The organism is Limimaricola sp. AA108-03, from assembly GCF_050847355.1.
Taxonomy (GTDB): Bacteria; Pseudomonadota; Alphaproteobacteria; order Rhodobacterales; family Rhodobacteraceae; genus Limimaricola.
Window position 1 is genome coordinate 1,133,135 of the sequence record NZ_CP193755.1, and the last position, 18,838, is coordinate 1,151,972.

At 68.9% G+C, this 18,838-nt stretch carries 20 protein-coding genes; 11 read left to right on the forward strand and 9 right to left on the reverse strand.

Features of this window, described 5'->3' with window-relative positions; translation table 11 throughout:
• Window positions 1-8 precede the first annotated feature (8 nt).
• From ACRAQ3_RS05580 to ACRAQ3_RS05590, 3 genes are all read left to right on the forward strand, one after another.
• Window positions 9-782 carry a type III pantothenate kinase gene (locus tag ACRAQ3_RS05580; protein ID WP_085894795.1) on the forward strand — a complete coding sequence of 258 codons (774 nt, stop codon included), beginning with the start codon at window positions 9-11 and terminating at the stop codon, window positions 780-782.
• On the forward strand, window positions 779-2,446 hold the full coding sequence (locus ACRAQ3_RS05585) for a ribonuclease J (protein ID WP_432255956.1): 1,668 nt from the start codon (window positions 779-781) through the stop codon (window positions 2,444-2,446). The genes ACRAQ3_RS05580 and ACRAQ3_RS05585 overlap by 4 nt, the downstream gene beginning before the upstream one ends.
• Window positions 2,447-2,536: 90 nt before the next feature.
• The gene (locus ACRAQ3_RS05590) at window positions 2,537-3,019 is read left to right on the forward strand and encodes a GNAT family N-acetyltransferase (protein ID WP_432255957.1); all 483 of its coding nucleotides are present in this window, start codon (window positions 2,537-2,539) and stop codon (window positions 3,017-3,019) included.
• A gap of 36 nt (window positions 3,020-3,055) precedes the next feature.
• Here the strand turns inward: ACRAQ3_RS05590 and ACRAQ3_RS05595 are convergent, their stop codons facing one another.
• Both ACRAQ3_RS05595 and ACRAQ3_RS05600 read right to left on the reverse strand, forming a co-directional pair.
• Window positions 3,056-3,694, reverse strand: a complete 639-nt coding sequence (locus ACRAQ3_RS05595; protein WP_432255958.1) for a hypothetical protein — start codon at window positions 3,692-3,694, stop codon at window positions 3,056-3,058.
• Between the two features lie 14 nt (window positions 3,695-3,708).
• Entirely contained in the window at window positions 3,709-5,253 is a 1,545-nt protein-coding gene (locus ACRAQ3_RS05600) for a DEAD/DEAH box helicase (protein WP_432255959.1), read from the reverse strand.
• A gap of 197 nt (window positions 5,254-5,450) precedes the next feature.
• Between ACRAQ3_RS05600 and ACRAQ3_RS05605 the strand changes: the two genes are divergently transcribed.
• Window positions 5,451-5,879: an OsmC family peroxiredoxin gene (locus ACRAQ3_RS05605; RefSeq protein ID WP_269397887.1), complete on the forward strand. Its 429-nt coding sequence runs from the start codon at window positions 5,451-5,453 to the stop codon at window positions 5,877-5,879.
• A gap of 61 nt (window positions 5,880-5,940) precedes the next feature.
• On the opposite strand, the gene ACRAQ3_RS05610 is transcribed toward ACRAQ3_RS05605, so the two are convergent.
• Window positions 5,941-7,536, reverse strand: coding sequence for a peptide chain release factor 3 (locus ACRAQ3_RS05610; protein WP_269397888.1), 1,596 nt, complete (start codon window positions 7,534-7,536; stop codon window positions 5,941-5,943).
• A gap of 248 nt (window positions 7,537-7,784) precedes the next feature.
• Here ACRAQ3_RS05610 and ACRAQ3_RS05615 point away from each other — a divergent pair, with 248 nt between their 5' ends.
• Window positions 7,785-8,630 carry a hypothetical protein gene (locus tag ACRAQ3_RS05615; RefSeq protein ID WP_432255960.1) on the forward strand — a complete coding sequence of 282 codons (846 nt, stop codon included), beginning with the start codon at window positions 7,785-7,787 and terminating at the stop codon, window positions 8,628-8,630.
• 51 nt (window positions 8,631-8,681) lie between these two features.
• Here ACRAQ3_RS05615 and ACRAQ3_RS05620 read toward each other — a convergent pair whose 3' ends face one another.
• Window positions 8,682-9,659, reverse strand: a complete 978-nt coding sequence (locus tag ACRAQ3_RS05620) for a Hint domain-containing protein (protein WP_432255961.1) — start codon at window positions 9,657-9,659, stop codon at window positions 8,682-8,684.
• Between the two features lie 92 nt (window positions 9,660-9,751).
• Between ACRAQ3_RS05620 and ACRAQ3_RS05625 the strand changes: the two genes are divergently transcribed.
• Complete coding sequence (locus ACRAQ3_RS05625; RefSeq protein ID WP_432255962.1) at window positions 9,752-10,531, forward strand: SDR family oxidoreductase; 780 nt, start codon at window positions 9,752-9,754, stop codon at window positions 10,529-10,531.
• Window positions 10,532-10,592: 61 nt separating this feature from the next.
• Entirely contained in the window at window positions 10,593-11,717 is a 1,125-nt protein-coding gene (locus tag ACRAQ3_RS05630) for an ABC transporter ATP-binding protein (protein ID WP_432255963.1), read from the forward strand.
• An 81-nt stretch (window positions 11,718-11,798) separates the two neighbouring features.
• Here ACRAQ3_RS05630 and ACRAQ3_RS05635 read toward each other — a convergent pair whose 3' ends face one another.
• Entirely contained in the window at window positions 11,799-12,470 is a 672-nt protein-coding gene (locus tag ACRAQ3_RS05635; RefSeq protein ID WP_432255964.1) for a helix-turn-helix transcriptional regulator, read from the reverse strand.
• Window positions 12,471-12,642: 172 nt separating this feature from the next.
• Between ACRAQ3_RS05635 and ACRAQ3_RS05640 the strand changes: the two genes are divergently transcribed.
• The 4 genes from ACRAQ3_RS05640 to ACRAQ3_RS05655 are packed head-to-tail and all read left to right on the forward strand — an operon-like array spanning window position 12,643 to window position 15,096.
• Window positions 12,643-12,873 carry a twin-arginine translocase TatA/TatE family subunit gene (locus ACRAQ3_RS05640; protein WP_085894805.1) on the forward strand — a complete coding sequence of 77 codons (231 nt, stop codon included), beginning with the start codon at window positions 12,643-12,645 and terminating at the stop codon, window positions 12,871-12,873.
• A gap of 23 nt (window positions 12,874-12,896) precedes the next feature.
• A complete protein-coding gene (tatB, locus tag ACRAQ3_RS05645; protein ID WP_269397894.1) occupies window positions 12,897-13,409 on the forward strand; it encodes a Sec-independent protein translocase protein TatB in 513 nt (170 codons plus the stop codon).
• Entirely contained in the window at window positions 13,406-14,257 is an 852-nt protein-coding gene (tatC, locus tag ACRAQ3_RS05650) for a twin-arginine translocase subunit TatC (protein ID WP_432255965.1), read from the forward strand. Before tatB ends, tatC begins: the two co-directional genes overlap by 4 nt.
• Window positions 14,254-15,096 carry an ATP-binding protein gene (locus ACRAQ3_RS05655; RefSeq protein WP_269397896.1) on the forward strand — a complete coding sequence of 281 codons (843 nt, stop codon included), beginning with the start codon at window positions 14,254-14,256 and terminating at the stop codon, window positions 15,094-15,096. The genes tatC and ACRAQ3_RS05655 overlap by 4 nt, the downstream gene beginning before the upstream one ends.
• Window positions 15,097-15,167: 71 nt before the next feature.
• Here ACRAQ3_RS05655 and ACRAQ3_RS05660 read toward each other — a convergent pair whose 3' ends face one another.
• From ACRAQ3_RS05660 to ACRAQ3_RS05675, 4 genes are all read right to left on the reverse strand, one after another.
• Complete coding sequence (locus tag ACRAQ3_RS05660; protein ID WP_432255966.1) at window positions 15,168-16,451, reverse strand: peptidoglycan DD-metalloendopeptidase family protein; 1,284 nt, start codon at window positions 16,449-16,451, stop codon at window positions 15,168-15,170.
• A gap of 77 nt (window positions 16,452-16,528) precedes the next feature.
• Window positions 16,529-17,170 carry a protein-L-isoaspartate(D-aspartate) O-methyltransferase gene (locus ACRAQ3_RS05665; protein WP_269397898.1) on the reverse strand — a complete coding sequence of 214 codons (642 nt, stop codon included), beginning with the start codon at window positions 17,168-17,170 and terminating at the stop codon, window positions 16,529-16,531.
• Complete coding sequence (gene surE / locus ACRAQ3_RS05670) at window positions 17,167-17,967, reverse strand: 5'/3'-nucleotidase SurE (protein ID WP_432255967.1); 801 nt, start codon at window positions 17,965-17,967, stop codon at window positions 17,167-17,169. Before surE ends, ACRAQ3_RS05665 begins: the two co-directional genes overlap by 4 nt.
• 136 nt (window positions 17,968-18,103) lie before the next feature.
• Window positions 18,104-18,757, reverse strand: a complete 654-nt coding sequence (locus ACRAQ3_RS05675; protein ID WP_269397900.1) for an SDR family NAD(P)-dependent oxidoreductase — start codon at window positions 18,755-18,757, stop codon at window positions 18,104-18,106.
• Window positions 18,758-18,838: the final 81 nt, after the last annotated feature.

Here is an 18,838-nt window from a genome sequence, read left to right on the forward strand (position 1 = left end):
GTCCCGAGATGCTACTCGCCATCGATTGCGGCAACACCAACACCGTGTTCTCGATCTGGAACGGCACCGAGTTCCTCGCCACCTGGCGCACCTCGACCGAGTGGCAGCGCACGGCGGACCAGTATTTCGTCTGGCTCTCGACGCTGATGAAGATGCGCGGCATCGAGGCCGAGATCGACGAGATGATCATCTCCTCGACCGTCCCGCGCGTGGTGTTCAACCTGCGGGTCCTGGGCGACCGCTACTTCAACTGCCGCCCGCTCGTGGTCGGCAAGCCCGACTGCCGCCTGCCGGTGGCACCGCGCGTCGACGCGGGCACCCAGGTCGGCCCCGACCGGCTGGTGAACACGGTGGGCGCCTGGGACCGGCATGGCGGCGATATCGTCGTGGTGGATTTCGGCACGGCGACCACCTTCGACGTGGTGGACACCGATGGCGCCTATGTCGGCGGCGTCATCTCGCCCGGCGTGAACCTGAGCCTCGAGGCGCTGCACCAGGCGGCGGCGGCGCTGCCGCATGTCGATGTGAGCAAGCCCGAGAAGGTCATCGGCACCAACACGGTCGCCTGCATGCAGTCGGGCATCTTCTGGGGCTATGTCGGCCTCGTACGCGGCATATGCGACCGCATCCGGGCGGAGCGCGACCGTCCGATGCGGATCATCGGAACCGGGGGGCTTGCGCCTCTCTTCGCGCAGGGCGACATGCTCTTCGACGATATCGAAGACGATTTGACGATGCACGGGCTGACCGTCATCCACAGCTACAACAAGGAGACCGCATGAGCGGCGAAAGACTGATCTACCTTCCTCTCGGCGGCGCCGGCGAGATCGGCATGAACGCCTATGTCTACGGCTACGGCAAACCGGGGCAGGAACGGCTGATCGTCGTCGATCTCGGCGTGACCTTCCCCGACATGGACACGACGCCGGGCGTCGATCTCATCATGCCCGACATCTCGTGGCTCGAGGCGCGCAAGGATCGCATCGACGCGATCTTCATCACCCATGCGCATGAGGACCATGTCGGCGCGGTCGGCCATTTCTGGAAGCGCCTCGGCGCCACGATCCACGCGCGCAAGTTCACCGCCGCGATCGCGCGCCACAAGCTCGACGAGCATGGCGCCCCCGAAAGCATCCTGAACGTGGTCGAGCCCTGGCCGGCGACGGTCGATGCCGGGCCGTTCAAGGTGGGCTTCGTGCCGATCAGCCACTCGATCCCCGAAAGCTCAGGCCTCGTGATCGACAGCCCCGAGGGCCGGGTGCTGCATTCGGGCGATTTCAAGGTCGACCACACCCCGGTCGTGGGCGAGCCCTTCAACCCCGACCTCTGGTCCGAGATCTCCAAGGGTGGCGTCAAGGCGCTGGTCTGCGACTCGACCAACGTGTTCTCGCCGCTGCCGGGCCGTTCCGAGGCGACGCTGGCGCCCGAGATCGAGAAGCTGATCGCGGCGCAGCCGGGCATGGTGGTGGCCACCACCTTCGCCTCGAACGTGGCGCGCCTCAAGACCATCGCGATCGCCGCCGACAGGGCCGGGCGCACCGTCTGCCTGCTGGGCCGCGCCATGCGCCGCATGGTCGAGACCGCGACCGAATGCGGGCTGCTGCACGGCTTTCCCAAGACCGTGGGCCCGGAAGAGGCCGCCTCGATCCCGCGCGAGAACCTGCTCCTGCTGGTCACCGGCAGCCAGGGCGAGCGCCGCGCCGCCAGCGCGCAGCTGGCGCAGGGCTCCTATCTCGGGCTGAAGCTGCAGGAGGGCGACAGCTTCCTGTTCTCCTCGCGCACCATCCCGGGCAACGAGCGCGGCGTGATCAAGATCATGAACCAGCTCTCGGAAAAGGGCGTGGACGTGATCGAGGACACGCATGGGCTGTTCCACGTCTCGGGCCATGCCAACCGCCCCGACCTGCAATTGCTGCATGACATCGTGCGGCCGCAGTTCCTCGTGCCGATGCATGGCGAGCACCGCCATCTGCGCGAGCATGTGAAGCTCGGCCTCGAGCGCGGGTTGCCGGGGATCGTCGCGGTCAACGGCATGATGCTCGACCTGTCGGGCAACGCGCCCAAGGTGGCCGAGTACATCGACACCGGCCGCAGCTATCTCGACGGTTCGGTGATGATCGGCGCGACGGACGGCATCGTGCGCGACCGGATCCGGATGGCGCTCAACGGCCACGTCACCGTGACCATGATCATCGACGAGAACGACGAGCCGCTCGGCGATCCGTGGTGCGAGATCATGGGCCTGCCCGAGAAGGGCCGCTCGAACGCGCCGTTGGTGGAAACGCTCGAGGGTGACCTGGCGCAGTTCGTCAACAAGGCGGGCCGCCGGATGCTGCGCGACGAGGACAAGCTCGACCGCGAACTCAAGCGAATCGCGCGCTCCACCACCCAGGCCGAGACCGGCAAGAAGCCCGAGGTCAACGTCGTGGTGAGCCGGCTGAGCTGATCCCAAGAGGGGGATGGGTGCATCGCGCGCTCGTCCCCCACCGATGGACTGCTCGCAAGGGCGAGCGGCGAGGCCGTCCGGAGCGCCGTGATGACGGGGCCACTCAAGGTCGAAACGATCCCCGGAGCGGCGATCATTCCGCTGGCGACGCTATGGCACGATGGCTGGCACGAGGCGCATGACCATCTCGTGCCGTCATACGACGCCGCCACCCGCTCCCGAGTGAAGTTTGCTGACCGACTTCGCCGTGAGCGTCCGTCCGGACGAATGGTCCGGTTGGAAGATCGACCCATCGGCCTTTGCCTGACCAGTAGGGCCGAAATCTCCCGGCTTTTCGTCGATGCAACCGCGCGGCGCCTCGGCGTCGGCCGAGTGTTGCTTGCCGATGCGGAGCGGCGCATTGCGTTCTCCGGCTACGACGAAGCCTGGCTCACGGTGGTGCGGGGCAACGACCGGGCGCGCAGCTTCTACGAACGACATGGCTGGCGGCGCGACGGGCTGACCATGATCGAGCACGGATCGCGGCCGAATGTCCTTTATCTCTGGCGATTTGCCAAGACTGTCACTTGCTGACGGACGCGCCGTGTCGTTGGTTCTGAGATCCGGCCACTAGCCGCTGCACACATAGACTGCGCTGCCGATCACCACGACCGAGGCGGCGGCGGCGCCGAGTGCGACGGGGCCGGTCAGGGCGGCGGTGACGCCGGGTGCGGCGGTGCCGATGCTGGTGGCAAGCCACTCCGCCGTTCCCTTCAGGACCAGCGCGCCCGAACTGTGCAGCAGGCGCTCGGGCTCGGCCACGGCCTCGGCGGGTGTCGGCGGCGGTGCCAGCATCAGCCCGGCCAGGGTGGTGCCGGTATCGACCGCGGCGTTGACCCGGTCGCAGGTGGTGATGCTGCATTGCGCGGTGGTGCCGCGTGTGCCGGGCACCAGCAGCCAGCCATCATCGTCCGGATCGGGCTGCAGGCAGTAGCCGTCGGTCTCCTCGGGAGGCAGTTCCACCGCGAGATAGGTGAACAGCACCCGGCTGTCGCAGGCGGGCGGGCTGCCCCACGCCTTGTTCCAGACCTTGCCGGGCCAGCGCGACATCCGCTCACGCGTGCCCAGCTCGGTCTCGAAATCGATGGAATCATCGTAGGTCACGACCGTCTCGCGGCCGTTGACCGAGGCACGGCAATGCGTCTCCTCGGCCTGCGCGGGCAGGGCCGGGATCGCGGCGGCGAGAGCGAGGGAAAGAAGGACCCGCATCGTGGTGGCGCGCCTCAGCCGGCGCGCCGCTCCTCGAAGCTCTTGAGGATGAAGGCGGGCGTGTCTTCGCCCATGCCGACGACCTCTTCTTCGCGGCTCTCCTGGCGACGACGATCGCGGCCCTGATGGCTCCGCTGGCCACCGCGCTGCTCGTTGCGGCGGGACTCGACGGGGGCGGGCTCGGCGGCCTTCTCGGTCTTGGGCTCGGGCGTCGGCTCGGTCTTGGGCTCCGGCTTCGCCTCGGCTTCGGGCTTGGCCTCGACCGGCTTCGGAGCCGCGGTTTCGGGCTTGGCCTCGGGCTTCGCCTCGTCGCGGCTGCGCGACCGGCTGCGCGAGCGGGCGCGACGCGGGCGCTCCTCTTCGCCGGTGGTCTCGGTGGCGGGCGCTTCGGCCGCGGCGGGCTTCGCCGCACCGCGCGGATCGTCGAGACGCGGGATCGCGTTCTGCACGAGGCGCTCGACGTCGTCGAGGTTCTTCTCGTCGCGCGGGCTGCAGATCATGATCGCGGTGCCCTTGCGACCGGCGCGGCCGGTGCGGCCGATCCGGTGCACGTAGTCCTCGGCGTGGCTCGGCACGTCGAAGTTGAAGACGTGGCTGACCGAGGGCACGTCGAGGCCGCGCGCGGCAACGTCGGAGGCCACGAGGATCTTCACCTCGCCGGCACGGAAGCCCTCGAGCGTGCGGGTCCGCTGGCTCTGGTCGAGATCGCCATGGATCGGCTCGGCGTCGTAGCCGTGCTTCTTGAGGCTCTTGGCCACCACGTCGACATCCATCTTGCGATTGCAGAAGATGATCGCGTTGGTGCAGGCCTCGCCCTCGGCATCGATCAGGGCCCGCAGCAGGTCGCGCTTCTCGCCCGCCTCGCGGTCCTTGCGGCTGGCGCGGAACATGACCACGCCCTGTTTGATGTTCTCGCCCGTGGTGGCGGCGCGGGCCACCTCGATCTTCTCGGGGTTCGACAGGAAGGTGTTGGTGATCCGTTCGATCTCGGGCGCCATGGTGGCCGAGAAGAACAGCGTCTGGCGGGTGAAGGGCGTCAGGCCGAAGATCCGCTCGATGTCGGGAATGAAGCCCATGTCGAGCATCCGATCGGCCTCGTCCACGACCATGATCTGCACGCCGGTCAGCAAGAGCTTGCCGCGCTCGAAATGGTCGAGCAGCCGGCCCGGGGTGGCGATCAGCACGTCGACGCCCTTGTCGATCAGCGCATCCTGCTCCTTGAACGAGACGCCGCCGATCAGCAGCGCCTTGGTGAGCTTGGTGTGCTTGGCATAGGTGTCGAAGTTCTCGGCCACCTGCGCCGCGAGTTCGCGGGTCGGGCAGAGCACGAGGGAGCGCGGCATCCGGGCGCGGGCGCGGCCACGACCCAGAAGCGTGATCATCGGCAGCGTGAAGCTCGCGGTCTTGCCGGTGCCGGTCTGGGCGATGCCCAGCACGTCGCGGCCCTCGAGCGCCGGCGGAATCGCGCCGGCCTGGATCGGGGTCGGGGTCTCGTAGCCCGCCTCGGAGACGGCCTTGAGCACCTTGGGGTCGAGATTGAGATCGTTGAACTGGGTCATGTGAGCCTTTCGAGACTGCGGCACCGATTGGCCGCAGGAGCAGGCGCGGCCCGCCCGGCCGGATTGCCGGGTCGTTCGACTTGGCCCGCCATATGCCGAAAGCCCGCACGGGTCAAGTTTGGCGGCGGAACGGCCCCGGAGCGCGAGCGTTGGGCCCGATAGCCCCGTGACCGGGGCGCCACGAGATGGAGGCGGCGATGATCAAGAAACACGGCAAGGCGCATTGGAGCGGCGGCATCAAGGAGGGCGGTGGCGAAATTTCGACCCAGACCGGCGTGTTGAAGGATCAGCCCTATGGCTTCAATGCCCGCTTCGAAGGCGGTCCCGGCACCAATCCCGAGGAGTTGATCGGCGCGGCCCATGCGGCCTGCTACGCGATGGCGCTGTCGCTCGAACTGGGCAAGGACGAGCTGACCGCCGATGACATCGACGTCCAGTCCACGGTGTCGCTGGAAAAGGTGGGCGAGGGGTTCGAGATCACCAGGATCCACCTCGACGTGACCGCGAAGGTCCCCGGCGCCTCGGACGAGCAGTTCCGCAAGGCGGCGGAGGCCACCAAGACCGGCTGCCCGGTCTCGAAACTGCTGAAGGCGGCCGAGATCACGATGGATGCGAAGCTGGCCTGATCGGCCCGATCCCGCCCGAGACAGGAGAGGCGGTCCCGAAGGGGGCCGCCTCTTCGAGGTTCTACACCATCATTTCCTTGGTCGCGGTGAGCCGGATTTCGGGGTGATCCCGCTCCACCCGGTCGATGTCCCACTGCATCCGCGTGAGATAGACGAGGTCGCCGTCATTGTCGGTGGCGAGATGCTGCTTGTTCTTGGCGGCAAAGGCCTCGACCGCCGCCTTGTCGCCCGCCATCCAGCGCGCCGAGGTGAACTGCGACGGCTCGAAGCGCACCGGAAGCCCGTATTCCATCTCGATCCGGCTGGCGAGCACCTCGAATTGCAGCGCACCGACGACGCCGACGATGAAGCCCGAGCCGAAGGTCGGCTTGAACACCTTGGCGGCTCCTTCCTCGGCGAACTGCGAGAGCGCCTTGTCGAGATGCTTGGCCTTCATCGGATCGCCGGCGCGGCAGGTCTGCAGCAGTTCCGGCGCGAAGGAGGGGATGCCCGCGACGCGCAGCATCTCGCCCTCGGTCAGCGTGTCGCCGATACGCAGCTGGCCGTGGTTGGGGATGCCGATGATGTCGCCGGCCCAGGCCTCCTCGGCCAGCTCGCGGTCGGAGGCGAGGAACAGCACCGGGTTGGTGATCGCCATGGTCTTCTTGGAGCGCACATGGGTGAGCTTCATGCCGCGCTCGAAATGCCCCGAGGCGAGACGGACGAAAGCCACGCGGTCGCGGTGCTTGGGGTCCATGTTGGCCTGCACCTTGAAGACGAAGCCCGTGACCTTGCCCTCTTCGGGTGCGATCTCGCGCGGCTGCGCCTTCTGGACCTGCGGCTCGGGGCCGTAGGTGCCGATGCCCTCCATCAGCTCGCGCACGCCGAAGCTGTTGATCGCCGAGCCGAACCAGATCGGCGTCATGTGCCCCTCGAGCACCGCCTGCGGGTCGAGCGCGGGCAAGAGCTCGCGCGCCATCTCGACCTCTTCGCGCAGCTTTTCCAGCAGATGGGCAGGCACGTGATCGGCCATCTTCGGATCGTCGAGCCCGTCGATGGCGATGCTCTCGGCGACGCGGTTGCGGTCGGCCCGGTCGATCAGCTCCAGCCGGTCGCGCAGCAGGTCGTAGCAGCCCAGGAAATCGCGCCCGACGCCGATCGGCCAGGAGGCCGGGGTCACGTCGATGGCGAGGTTCTCCTGGATCTCGTCGATGATCTCGAAGGTGTCGCGGCTCTCGCGGTCCATCTTGTTGCAGAAGGTCAGGATCGGCAGGTCACGCAGCCGGCAGACCTCGAACAGCTTGCGGGTCTGGCTCTCGACGCCCTTGGCGCCGTCGATCACCATCACGGCGGCGTCCACGGCCGTCAGCGTACGGTAGGTGTCTTCGGAAAAGTCCGAGTGGCCGGGCGTGTCGACGAGGTTGAACCGGAAGTTCTTGAAGTCGAAGGACATCGCCGAGGCCGAGACCGAGATGCCCCGGTCCTTTTCCATCTGCATGAAGTCCGAGCGGGTACGCCGCGCCTCGCCCTTGGCGCGGACCTGTCCGGCCATCTGGATCGCGCCGCCGAACAGCAGGAACTTTTCGGTCAGCGTCGTCTTGCCGGCGTCCGGATGCGAGATGATCGCAAAGGTCCGACGGCGGGCGATTTCGGGCGGGAGGGCGGGGCGGTTGTTCATGCGGGGGCTATAGACATTTCCGGACGGTAGAACAATTGCCCGGATCGAACCGATCGACGCAAACCACGCACCACGTTTCCTAACGCTTCAGTCCACGCTTCGTTCCGGATGGCGTTCCAATAAGTCGTAAACTTATCAATGGTTTGTGATTCTGGCTGCCATGGATCTGCCACGATTCGCTCTCAACCTCCGGGGTCATAAGATGAAGGTGGAACGCGCCTTCTGCGTGAACACGAAAGGATCGAACCATGGTTTCGAAGACCATTCGCAATACCGTGACTCTCTTGTTGGCAGGGACCGCGTTGACGGCCTGCGGCGAACCGGAGGCGCTGGCCTTCCGGAGCGGAACGGGTGTCGGTACCTCCCTCGCGCACGCGTCAAGCGACGGGGATGGCGGCATCCGTGCTGTCGAGGGGCAGGGCGACGGCGGGAACGGCGGCCAGGCGGGGGGCGGCGCTGGTGGCGGTTCCGGGGCGAGGGGCGCCGACGGGGGCGGCTCGACAGGCGGTCACGGGAGTTCCGGAGCTGGCGGCAGCATTTCCGGCAATGGCAGCGTCGGCGGTAGCGGTGGGGCGGGCACCGGCGGCGGTTCGGGCCCCGGGTCCGGCAGTGGTGTGGCGGGCGGCAGCGGGGACGGTGCCGAAGGCGGCGGCGATGGAGGAAGCGGTGGCGGTGGGTCGGGCGGCCGCGTCGATGTCGGGGCCTCGGTCGGTAGCGCGGGCTCGGGCGAAAATGGTGACTCCAGCGGTAGAAGCGGAGGAACCGGGGGCCAGGACACGAGTGGTTCTGGCGGTCTCGTCGATGCCGGGGCCGGCGTCTCGGTCGGCGGCTCGGGCGGAACCGGTGGCTCCGGTGGCCTCGTCGATGCGGAGGAGAATGCCTCCGTCGGCGGATCAAACTCGGGCAGCGGTGACGGCGGCGGCGCATCTGGCGGGCTGGCCGAAGCGGGTGCCGATGTTTCCGTTGGCGGAACGCGATCCAGCGGCGGCTCCGGCGGGCTGGTCGATGTCGAGGCCGATCTGTCCGCCGGCGGATCGAAGCGGGATTCGGGGCGGTTGCTCGACGCCGATGTAAAGGTCGGCCTGGGCGGCTAGCCTCCGGCGGACCCCGACTTGTCCAGCGCCGGGCCGTCCCTGTGGCCCGGCTCAGAGCCCGGAAGCCCGGCGCAGCAGCGCCACTGCGTCGGCGCCGGGCAGCAGGCTTTCGGAGACCTCGTAGGACAGCCCGCGCGCATGGCCATGGCGTGCGATGCCGTCGGGCAAAACCGCGGCGTTGCGCCGGTCCACCAGCAGGGATTCGGCGGCGATCCCCTCGGCATAGACGATCTGGTGATCGTCGAAGACCAGTTGGAAATAGTCGACGAAGCCGCCCTCGACCTGGACCACGCTGTCGCCATCGATCAGGTGGCGGACCTTGATCATCAGTTCGGACCGGCCGGTGCCGAGATGGTCCTCGCGCTGCCAGACGAAGACCCGGTGCTCCGGGCTGAGCAGCAGGTCGCGCGCATTGTTCAGCGCGCCCGCCCGGATCAGAACCGGCGCGAAGCGGCCGGTGGCGCGCAAGGTGGTCCGACCGATCCAGCGCAGCGCCTGCGGTCCGTCATCGCGGGTCAGGATGCGGTCGCCGGACACAAGCTCCTCGACCGGCACCTGCGCGCCGCTGCTCAAGGCGATCCGCGTGCCGCGGGTGAACGAGGCGCAGGCCACCTGCGCCAGCCGGGCGGTGCCCGCATGGCGGTCGATACCGACGAGGCGGTAATCCTCGCCCTCGCTCAGCCGGCCCAGCGGCAACAGGTAGATCGCGACGGCGGCCCCCGCCTCGACCTCGACCAGCACCACCGCCTCGCCGATGCTGCCGTCCCGGGCGGACAGCGACAGGCAGCTGTCGATATGCACCGGGCGGCCTGCATGGCCGTCCACGCCGCCCGCCTCGATCCGAAAGCCGCCTTCGGCGTCCGGGCGCAGGGCCAGTTCGCGGCGTCGTGCGCCGGGGGCGAGGCGATAGATGTCGTCGGGGACCAATTCGTCGGCGAAGCTCAGCGCCTCGCCACGGGCCACGCCCTGAGACACGGTGAAATCGGCGGCGTCGATGACGGCGAGGTGTTGGAGCTGGCCGGTTTCCATGCACGTCTCCCCAGCGGCATTGCATGCGCGCGACATCATTGCCCGGCCCGGTTGCCGATGCTAGGCCAGCCATGCAAACAGGGAGAGATCTGATGGATCTGGGTATCAGGGGCAAGCGGGCGCTGGTCTGCGCCTCGTCCAAGGGGCTGGGGCGCGGTTGCGCCGAGGCGCTGGCCGAAGCGGGCGTCGATCTGGTGATGAACGCGCGGGGGCAGGAGGCGCTGGAACAGGCGGCGCAGGAGATCCGCGACCGTTTCGGGGTCGAGGTCGTCACCGTCGCCTGCGACGTGACCACGCCGGAGGGGCAGAAGCAGGTGATCGAGGCGGCGCAGGGTGTCGACATCCTCGTCACCAATGCGGGCGGCCCGCCCCCGGGCATGTGGACCGACTGGGACCGCGAGGATTTCATCCGCGCGCTCGACGCCAACATGCTGACGCCGATCGCGCTGATGAAGGCGCTGGTGCCCGGCATGATGGATCGCGGCTGGGGAAGGGTGGTCAATATCACCTCGCAATCGGTGAAATCGCCGATCCCGGCGCTGGGCCTGTCGAACTCGGCCCGTGCCGGTCTCACCGGCTATGTCGCGGGCACCTCGCGGCAGGTCGCGCCCTCGGGCGTGAACATCAACAACCTGCTGCCCGGCATCCATGACACCGACCGGGCCGCCTCGCTCGATGGCGGCGTGTCGAAGAAGGAGGGGATCAGCGTCGAGGAGGCCCGCGCCCGCCGCGAGGCGACGATCCCGACCCGGCGCTACGGCACCGCGGCCGAGTTCGGCGCGACCTGCGCCTTCATGTGCTCGCAGCATGCGGGATTCATGGTCGGGCAGAACGTTCTTCTGGATGGCGGCGCCGGCAACCAGACCATGTGAGCTTGCGGGCGCGGGGCGGGATTGCTAGGGCATTCCGACGCAATTGATCGGGATTTGGCCCTTGTTCGAGACCTCCCCGCCCCGTACGCCGCAGCAGATCGCGCCCGCCCCGCGGCTGGAGATCCGCGACCTGACCCGCGTCTTTTCGGGCCGCGAGGTCGTCAGCGGCGTGTCGCTCAAGGTGATGCCGGGGCAGGTGACCTGCCTGCTCGGCCCGTCGGGCTGCGGCAAGTCCACCACGCTCCGGATCATCGCCGGCGTCGACCGGCAGGATGCGGGCGGCGTCTATGTCGATGGCCGACCGATCTCGGAGGGCGCGCTGCACATGCCGCCGGAGGCGCGCGGCATCGGCCTGATGTTCCAGGACTTCGCGCTGTTCCCGCATCTCGACGTGGCGCGCAATGTGGGCTTCGGCCTCAAGGGGCCGAAACCCGAGATCCGGGCCCGGGTCGAGACGCTGCTCGACAAGGTGGGCATGCGCCGCCACATCGACCGCTACCCGCACGAGCTTTCGGGGGGCGAGCAGCAGCGCGTGGCGCTGGCGCGGGCGCTGGCGCCCAGCCCACGCATCCTCTTGATGGACGAGCCGTTCTCGGGGCTCGACGACCGGCTGCGCGACGATATCCGCGACGAGACGCTCGGCGTGCTCAAGGCCGAGGGCACGGCGGTGCTGCTGGTCACGCACGAGCCCGCCGAGGCGATGCGCATGGCCGATGAGATCGCGTTGATGCGCGACGGCCACGTCGTGCAGTACGGCGCGCCCTACAACATCTACAACGCGCCCAAGGACCGGGAGGCGGCCGCCTTCTTCAGCGACATCAACGTGATCGAGGGCAGCGTTCAGGGCGCGCTGTGCGACACCCCCTTCGGGGACTTCCTGACGCCGGGCCTGCCGGATGGCACCGAGGTCGAGATCGTGATCCGGCCGCAGCATCTGAAGATCGATTTCGACCGGCAGGGGCGCGGCCCGAACCCGACCACCCGCGAGGGCACCCCCGCCGCCGGCACGGTCGAACGTGCGCGCTTTCTCGGGGCCTCCAGCCTCGTGGAGTTCCGCATGGACCATGACGGCGAGATCCTGCGTGCCTCGGTGCCTTCGGTCTTCCTGCCCAAGCCCGGCACGCGGCTCTGGCTGATGATGCGACGCGACCGCTGCTTCGTCTTCCCGAAACGACGCGCTGGCTGAGGCCCCGGGATCTGCGCATTTGAGGAAAGATGAACCGAAGGGCGCGCCTCCCGGGTTCATTTTCCTCCAAATACGCAAACGCTAGGTCGAGGCGAGGCGCTGCGCTTCCAGATCCTGGAGCGTCCGTCCCGGCTCATCGACGAAGAGCTGCGGCAGCACGCGCAGCGCCGCGATCCGGTCGACCCGCAACTCGGCGAAGCCGCGCGTCGTCTCGCTCCAGCTCGTCAGGGTCCAGACCCGGCCCCAGTAGTCGAGCCGGAGCGGCCGCAGCACCATCGGGTCCGAAGCGTCGCGCATCGTGATCTGCAGCTTCTGGCGCGCTCGGATCGCCGCGCGCAGGCTGCTCATGTGCCGGAATCCGGCCACCGCGTCGCCCAGGGGCGGGGTTGCGAAGCTCCAGCCGCCGGGGTGGTCGCGGTCCTCCGGCAGCACCGCGTCGATCCGGCCCGAGAGCGACCGCGCCGCCGCGCTCAGCTCGGAATCCCCGCCCTGCGCCACCGCCGCAAGCCCCAGATGCAGCGCCTCCAACTCGGTCATGGTCAGGTTCATGGGCGGCAGCGTCACCGCGGCCGTGGCACGGTAGCCGAAACCGCGCCGGCCTTCGACCGGCACGCCGGAGGCGATGAGCCGGTCCATGTCCCGGTAGACGGTCCTGAGCGAGGTGCCGAGCCGCTGCGCCAGATCCTCGGCCCGGTGCAGCCGGCCATCGCGCAGGATGCGGATCATTTCCACGAGTCGGTCGGCACGGGGCATGGGCAGGGTCCTCCTGCCGCTAACTTGCCAACTGACAACTTCGTGTCAATAAAAGCGGCGGGCTTCCGCGCGAAAGGGGTTTCCGCCCTTTCACCCGGCCCCCGGGGCGCGTATCTGGAGGCTGCGAGACAAGGCGCGGTCCGGAGCGGGCCGCCGGGATGGGAGACACGCCATGCTCAACAATATCGGCCTTCCGGGCCTCCTTCTGATCGCCGTCGTGGTGCTGGTGCTGTTCGGCCGCGGCAAGATTTCCTCGCTGATGGGCGAGGTCGGCAAGGGCATCACCGCCTTCAAGCGCGGCGTCGATGACGGCAAGAAGGAAATCGACGACCAGTCGAAGACCATCAACGAGGCCGGCACCGTGCACGAGCCGCACGCCGCCGAGGACAAGGACCGGGTCTGAGGCCCGAGACAGGATAGACCGAGATGTTCGATCTGGGCTGGAGCGAGCTTCTGCTGATCGGGGTCGTGGCGCTGATCGTTGTCGGCCCCAAGGACCTGCCGGGGATGTTCCGTGAAATCGGCCGCTTCACCGGCAAGGCCAAGGCGATGGCGCGCGAATTCTCCCGCGCCATGGAGGACGCGGCCGACGAGAGCGGCGTGCGGGATATCCAGAAGACGATCAAGGCGGCCGCCGATCCCAAGGGCTTTGGCACCGACGCGCTGAAGAAGAACCTGAAGCCGGGCGGCGCCACCGAAAAGCTCTCCGAGGAGCGGGCCGAGACGCGCCGCAAGGTCGAGGAGGCGACGGCCAAGGCCGCGTCCGAGCGGCGGGCGCGCGAGGCCGCGGCGCCGACCGACGAGGAGCTGGCCGATCTTGAGCCCGATTTCGAACCCGAGCTGGAGCCCGAGCCGATCAGCGCCCCGGCGGAGCCGGTCGAGTCGGCCAAGCCTGCCAAGCCCGCTTCGCCCGCGCGAAAGGACGACACGACATCATGAGCCCCGTGGATGAGATCGAGGACAGCTCGGCGCCGCTGATCGAGCATCTGGCCGAGCTGCGCATGCGGCTGATCCGCTCCGTGCTCGCCTTCGTGGCGGGGATGATCGTCTGCTTCACCGTCTGGAACCCGATCTTCGACTTCCTGACCCGGCCGCTCTGCGCCGCGATGGCGACGCGGGGGCAGGAGGATTGCGGGCTGATCCTGATCGCGCTGCAGGAAGGTTTCTTCGTCGCGGTGTCGATCTCGATGCTGGGCGGGCTGGTTCTGGCCTTCCCGGTGATCTCGTTCCAGATGTGGCGCTTCGTGGCGCCGGGGCTCTACAAGTCCGAGAAGGGCGCATTCCTGCCCTTCATGATCGCCTCGCCCTTCATGTTCTTTTTGGGCGCCTCCTTCGCCTATTACGTCGTGACGCCGCTGGCCTTCGACTTCTTCCTCGGCTTCCAACAGCCCGGCAGCCTGGCCACCGGCGTGGAAAGCGACACGGCGGTGGCCGGCATCGCCTTCCAGGGTTCGGCGCAGGCCTATCTCGCCCTGACCATCAAGTTCATCGTGGCCTTCGGGCTGTGCTTCCAGCTGCCGGTTCTGCTGACGCTGATGGGCAAGGCGGGGCTGGTCTCCGCCAAGGGTCTCGGCTCGGTCCGCAAATATGCCGTGGTCGCCATCCTGCTGCTCGCCGCCGTCGCGACGCCGCCGGACGTGGTGAGCCAGGTGATCCTGTTCACCGTGGTCTACGGTCTCTACGAGGTCTCGATCCTTCTGGTGGCGCGTGTCGAGCGCAAGCGGGAGGCGCGGCTGCGGGCCGAAGGCCTCTGGATCGAGGACGAGGACGCGGAGGATGCGAAATGAGCGGCGACGCGCTCGATCGCATCGCGGCGGCACTGGAGCGGATGAGCCCGCCGCCCCAGCCCGCCGCTTCGCTGCGCGGCGCGCCCGCCTATATGTGGCAGCCGGACCCGGACCGGCTCGCGCCCGTCCCGAAGGTGAGCCGGGTGGCGCTGCAACTGCTGCTCGGTATCGACCGGGCCCGCGACACGCTCTTGTCGAATACCCGCCGCTTCGCGCAGGGGCTGCCGGCCAACAACGCCCTTCTGTGGGGGGCACGCGGCATGGGCAAGTCGAGCCTCGTCAAGGCGGTGCATGGCGCTCTTGAGGCCGAGTTTCCGGACCTGAAGATCGTCGAGGTGCAGCGCGAGGATCTCCAGAGCATTGATCGTTGCCTGTCGATCCTGCGCGCGGCGCCGCAGCGTTTCATCCTGTTCTGCGACGACCTGTCGTTTTCCCATGACGATGCGCATTACAAGTCGCTCAAGGCGGTGCTCGATGGCGGCATCGAGGGGCGGCCCGAGAACGTGGTGCTCTATGCCACCTCGAACCGGCGCCACCTGATGCCGCGCGACATGATCGAGAACGAGCGGTCCACCGCGATCAGCCCCTCCGAGGCGGTCGAGGAAAAGGTGTCGCTGTCGGATCGCTTCGGTCTCTGGCTCGGGTTTCACCCCTGCGACCAGGACGAGTTCCTGTCGATGATCCGCGGCTATTGCGACGCCTTCGGTGTCGCCATCGACGATGCGCGGCTGCGCGCCGAGGCGATCGAATGGCAGGCCACGCGCGGCGGGCGTTCGGGCCGGGTGGCATGGCAGTTCTTCACCGATCTCGCCGGCCGCGAGGGCGTGAAGATCGGCTGATGAGGCCTTGAGCTGAAACGAAGAAGGGCCGCCCCTCGGGGCGGCCCTTTTCGCATTGGCGTGCCCGAAGCTCAGGGCAGGTAATCGGTCGGGTCCTGGCTCTCCATGCCCTTGCGCACCTCGAAATGCAGCAGGCTCGGGGAGCCCGCCTTCACCTTGCCGATGGTCTGGCCCTTGGTGACGCTGGCGCCACGCTCGACCGTCAGGTCGACGACATGGGTGTAGACCGTGAGCAGCTCGTCGGGGTGGCGGATCACCACGATCTGGATGCCCTCGGTGTTGGTGGTGATCGCGGCCACGGTGCCCGCGGCGGCGGCCTTCACCGCGCTGCCCGCCGGCGCGCCGATGTCGATGCCGTCGTTGCGGCCCTTGGCATAGGCGCGGATGATGCTGCCCTGTGCCGGCATCGCCATCGCCGACGCTTTCGGCTGGGCCTGCTCGGCCACGGGCTGCGGCTCCGGGGCGGGGGCCGGCGCGGCAGGGGCCGGCGCGGCGGCGGGGGGCTCTTCCTGCGGCAGCGGGGCGGCGGCGGAGGGCGGGGTCGGCGTCGGGCTGCCGGCGCCGGGCGGGGTCACGGCGGTCGGCGTCGGGGTGGCCGGGGCCGCGGGGGCGGCGCCCGCGGGCGGGATCAGCAGGAACTGCCCCTCGCGCACCGCGAGATCGGAGCCGAGACCGTTCCATTCCGCGAGGCTGCGCACCGGGACGTTGTAGAGGCGGGCGATGGAATAGGCGGTCTCGCCCCGGCCGACCTGGTGACGCACCGGCTCCTCGCCGCTGGGCAGGGCGCGCGGCGTCGCGACCGAGGCCGAGCTGGCGGCGCTGCTGGCCGCGGGGGTCTGCGGCGGGAAGCTGGGCTGGCTCTGCGTCTGCGTCTGCGGCGCGGCGCGGTCGATCGCGGCGCCGGCCAGCGTCGTGACATCTATCCGACCGGTACTCACGGGCGGGGTGCCGGTGTTCGAGGGGGTGATCGGGCCGGTGACGCTCGCCCCGGTGGCGGGCGAGGGTTCCGCGACGCGGCTGGGCAGGGCGATCACCTCGCCGCCGCGCAGGCTGGCATCGGCCGAGACGCCGTTGTAGCGCGCCAGCGCCCCGGCCTCGAGCCCGAGCCGGTTGGCCAAGGTGACGACCGTGTCGCCCTCGCGCGCCACGGCGACCTGGTAGTTCGGGTAGGAGATCACGCCGCGATCATCGGGGCGCGGTCGCGGCGCGGGGTTGAGCGCGGCGGCCGAGGTGTCGAAGCCGTTGCCCATGTCGCGCAGGTCGGGGTCGAACGGTTCGGCACAGGCCGCCAGCAACGCCAGCGCCGTGGTGCAAGACAGCAGGCGCCAGGCCCGGCGGAGAGATGTGTTCTGCATCGATCTGTCCTCGTATCCCTTCTGCCCCCCTGTTCTCCGGGGGTTCGTATATGCGAGGCGCGCCGCCCCGCTCCGTCTCAGTCCTGTCCCAGCCCTTCGACCAGGGGCACGAAGCGCACCGCGCGCAATTCCTCGTAGTCGAAGCCCGTATCCTTGCGGGTCACCCGGATCAGGCTTTGCACCGTGTCGGACTGGCCGACGGGAAGCACCATGATACCGCCCACCCTGAGCTGCGCCAAGAGCGGGCCGGGCGGATCCTCGGCCGCGGCGGTCACGATGATTCGGTCGAACGGTGCCTGCTCGGGCAGGCCGAAGGAGCCGTCGGCGGTGATCGCGGTGATGTTGGGCAGGTCCATCGCCTCGAACACGGCGCGCGCATCGGCCACGAGGCTGCGAAACCGGTCGATGGTGTAGATGCGGCGCCCGAGCTGGCTCAGGATCGCGGCCTGGTAGCCCGAGCCGCAGCCCACTTCGAGCACCTTGTCGCGCGGCTGCACGTCGAGCGCCTGCGTCATCAGGCCGACCACCGAGGGCTGCGAAATGGTCTGGCCGCAGGCGATCGGCAGCGGCATGTCGGCATAGGCGCGCTCGGCGAAAAGTCCCTTCACAAAGCGCGCGCGGTCGATCTTCTCCATCGCGTCGAGCACCCGCGCATCCGTCACCCCGTGCGAGCGCAGGGCGTAGAGAAAGCGCATCTTGGCGTCGGCGTCGAAGCTCATGCCACGGCATCTCCCAGCGCGGCCGTCACCGCGTCGAGCGCGTCGTGGGCGGTCAGATCCGCGCGCATCGGCACGACCGAGATATAGCCGTCGAGATTGTCCTGCGCGTCGGTGCCGGGTCCGGTCGGCACGTCCTGCCGCCCGCCGCGCACCCACAGGAACCGCCGGCCCGATGGCGAGACATGCGGCTCGACGCCGAATGAGGTGTCGCGCCGGAACCCTTGCCGTCCGACCCGCAACCCGCGCACGTCGGCGCCGGGCAGGGCCGGGAAATTGACGTTGTAGAACAGCCGGTAATCGGCCTCGGAATCCCAGATGGCGTGGTCGAGCAGCCGCCTGACCGTGGGCGCGCCGTGCCGCCTTGCCGCGTCAAAGGGATCATCGAGCGAGACGTTGGCAGGCCCGTAGAACTGCGACAACGCGATCGCCGGCAGCCCGTGCAGCGCCGCCTCCATGGCGCCGCCGATGGTGCCCGAATACATGGCGTTCTCGGCGGCGTTGTTGCCGCGATTGACGCCCGAGAGCACGAGGTCGGGGCGCCCGTCGGCCAGTACGTCATGCAGGCCGGCCATGACGCAGTCGGCGGGGCTGCCCTCGGCCGCGAAGCGGCGCGGGCCCAGCTCGGCGATCATCGTGGGGTGGGTGTAGGAGATGCAATGCGCCACGCCGGACTGCTCGAAGGCGGGTGCGACGACCCAGACCTCGCCCGAGGGACCGGCGATCTCGGCCGCGATCTCCTCGAGCACCTTCAGCCCCGGTGCGTTGATGCCGTCGTCATTGGTGATGAGAATGCGCATGCGGCCCCCTTTGGCCCCTTGTTACGGGAGCGGCAGGGGGGCGGCAAGCATTGCAAGACGGGGCGCAGGCGATCGTGCGGATCGCCTCGGGTAACGCCCGGAAAACGACGGCGAGCGGCGTGCGGCCGTCAACCTCTCAGTCTTCGAGTAGCTCGGGAAGCAGCCGCGCCGCCTCGGCCCGGATATCGGTCAGATCGCTCCGGTCCTCGCCCGGGTAGAACCGCGCGCGGGTGGCGGTGGGCATCGGACGCGGCGCGAGGATGCGGATTTCGGGGCCGGTCTTCACGGTCTCGGCCTGCCAGGACCGCACGAGCGCCATCTGCGCCGCCTTGGTCGACCCGTAATGGCCGAAGAACTTCTCGCCGCCCTGCGGGTCGTCGAAGAAGACGGCGCGGCCGGTCTGGCCCAGAAGCGGCGCGACATAGGCGATCAGTCGCGCCGTGGCGCGCAGGTTCACCGCGATCGAGCGGTCGAGATCCTTGTCCGCGAGATGCGGCGCGGGGGCCAGCGGGCCCGCGTGGATCGCTGTGTGGATCCACATGTCGATGCCGCCCCAGCGGTCATGGATCGAGCGGCAGAGCTGCTGCATCGCCTCGGGCACGGTGATGTCCATCGGCGCCAGCGTCGCCTGACCGCCCGCGGCGCGGATCCGGTCATCGAGTTCCTCGAGCGCGCCGGTGGTCCGGCCCACGGCGAGGATGTGGCGTCCGGGCGCCAGCGCCTCGGCGATCGCGGCGCCGAGGCCACGGCTGGCGCCGGTGATCAGGATGGGCTTTGCAGTCTCGGTCATGCCGGAAGGTCTCCTTGGATCGCGTTGAGGCGGCGCGCCGGTTCGGCACGGGCGGCGTCGAGCCGCAGCGCCCGGTCCACG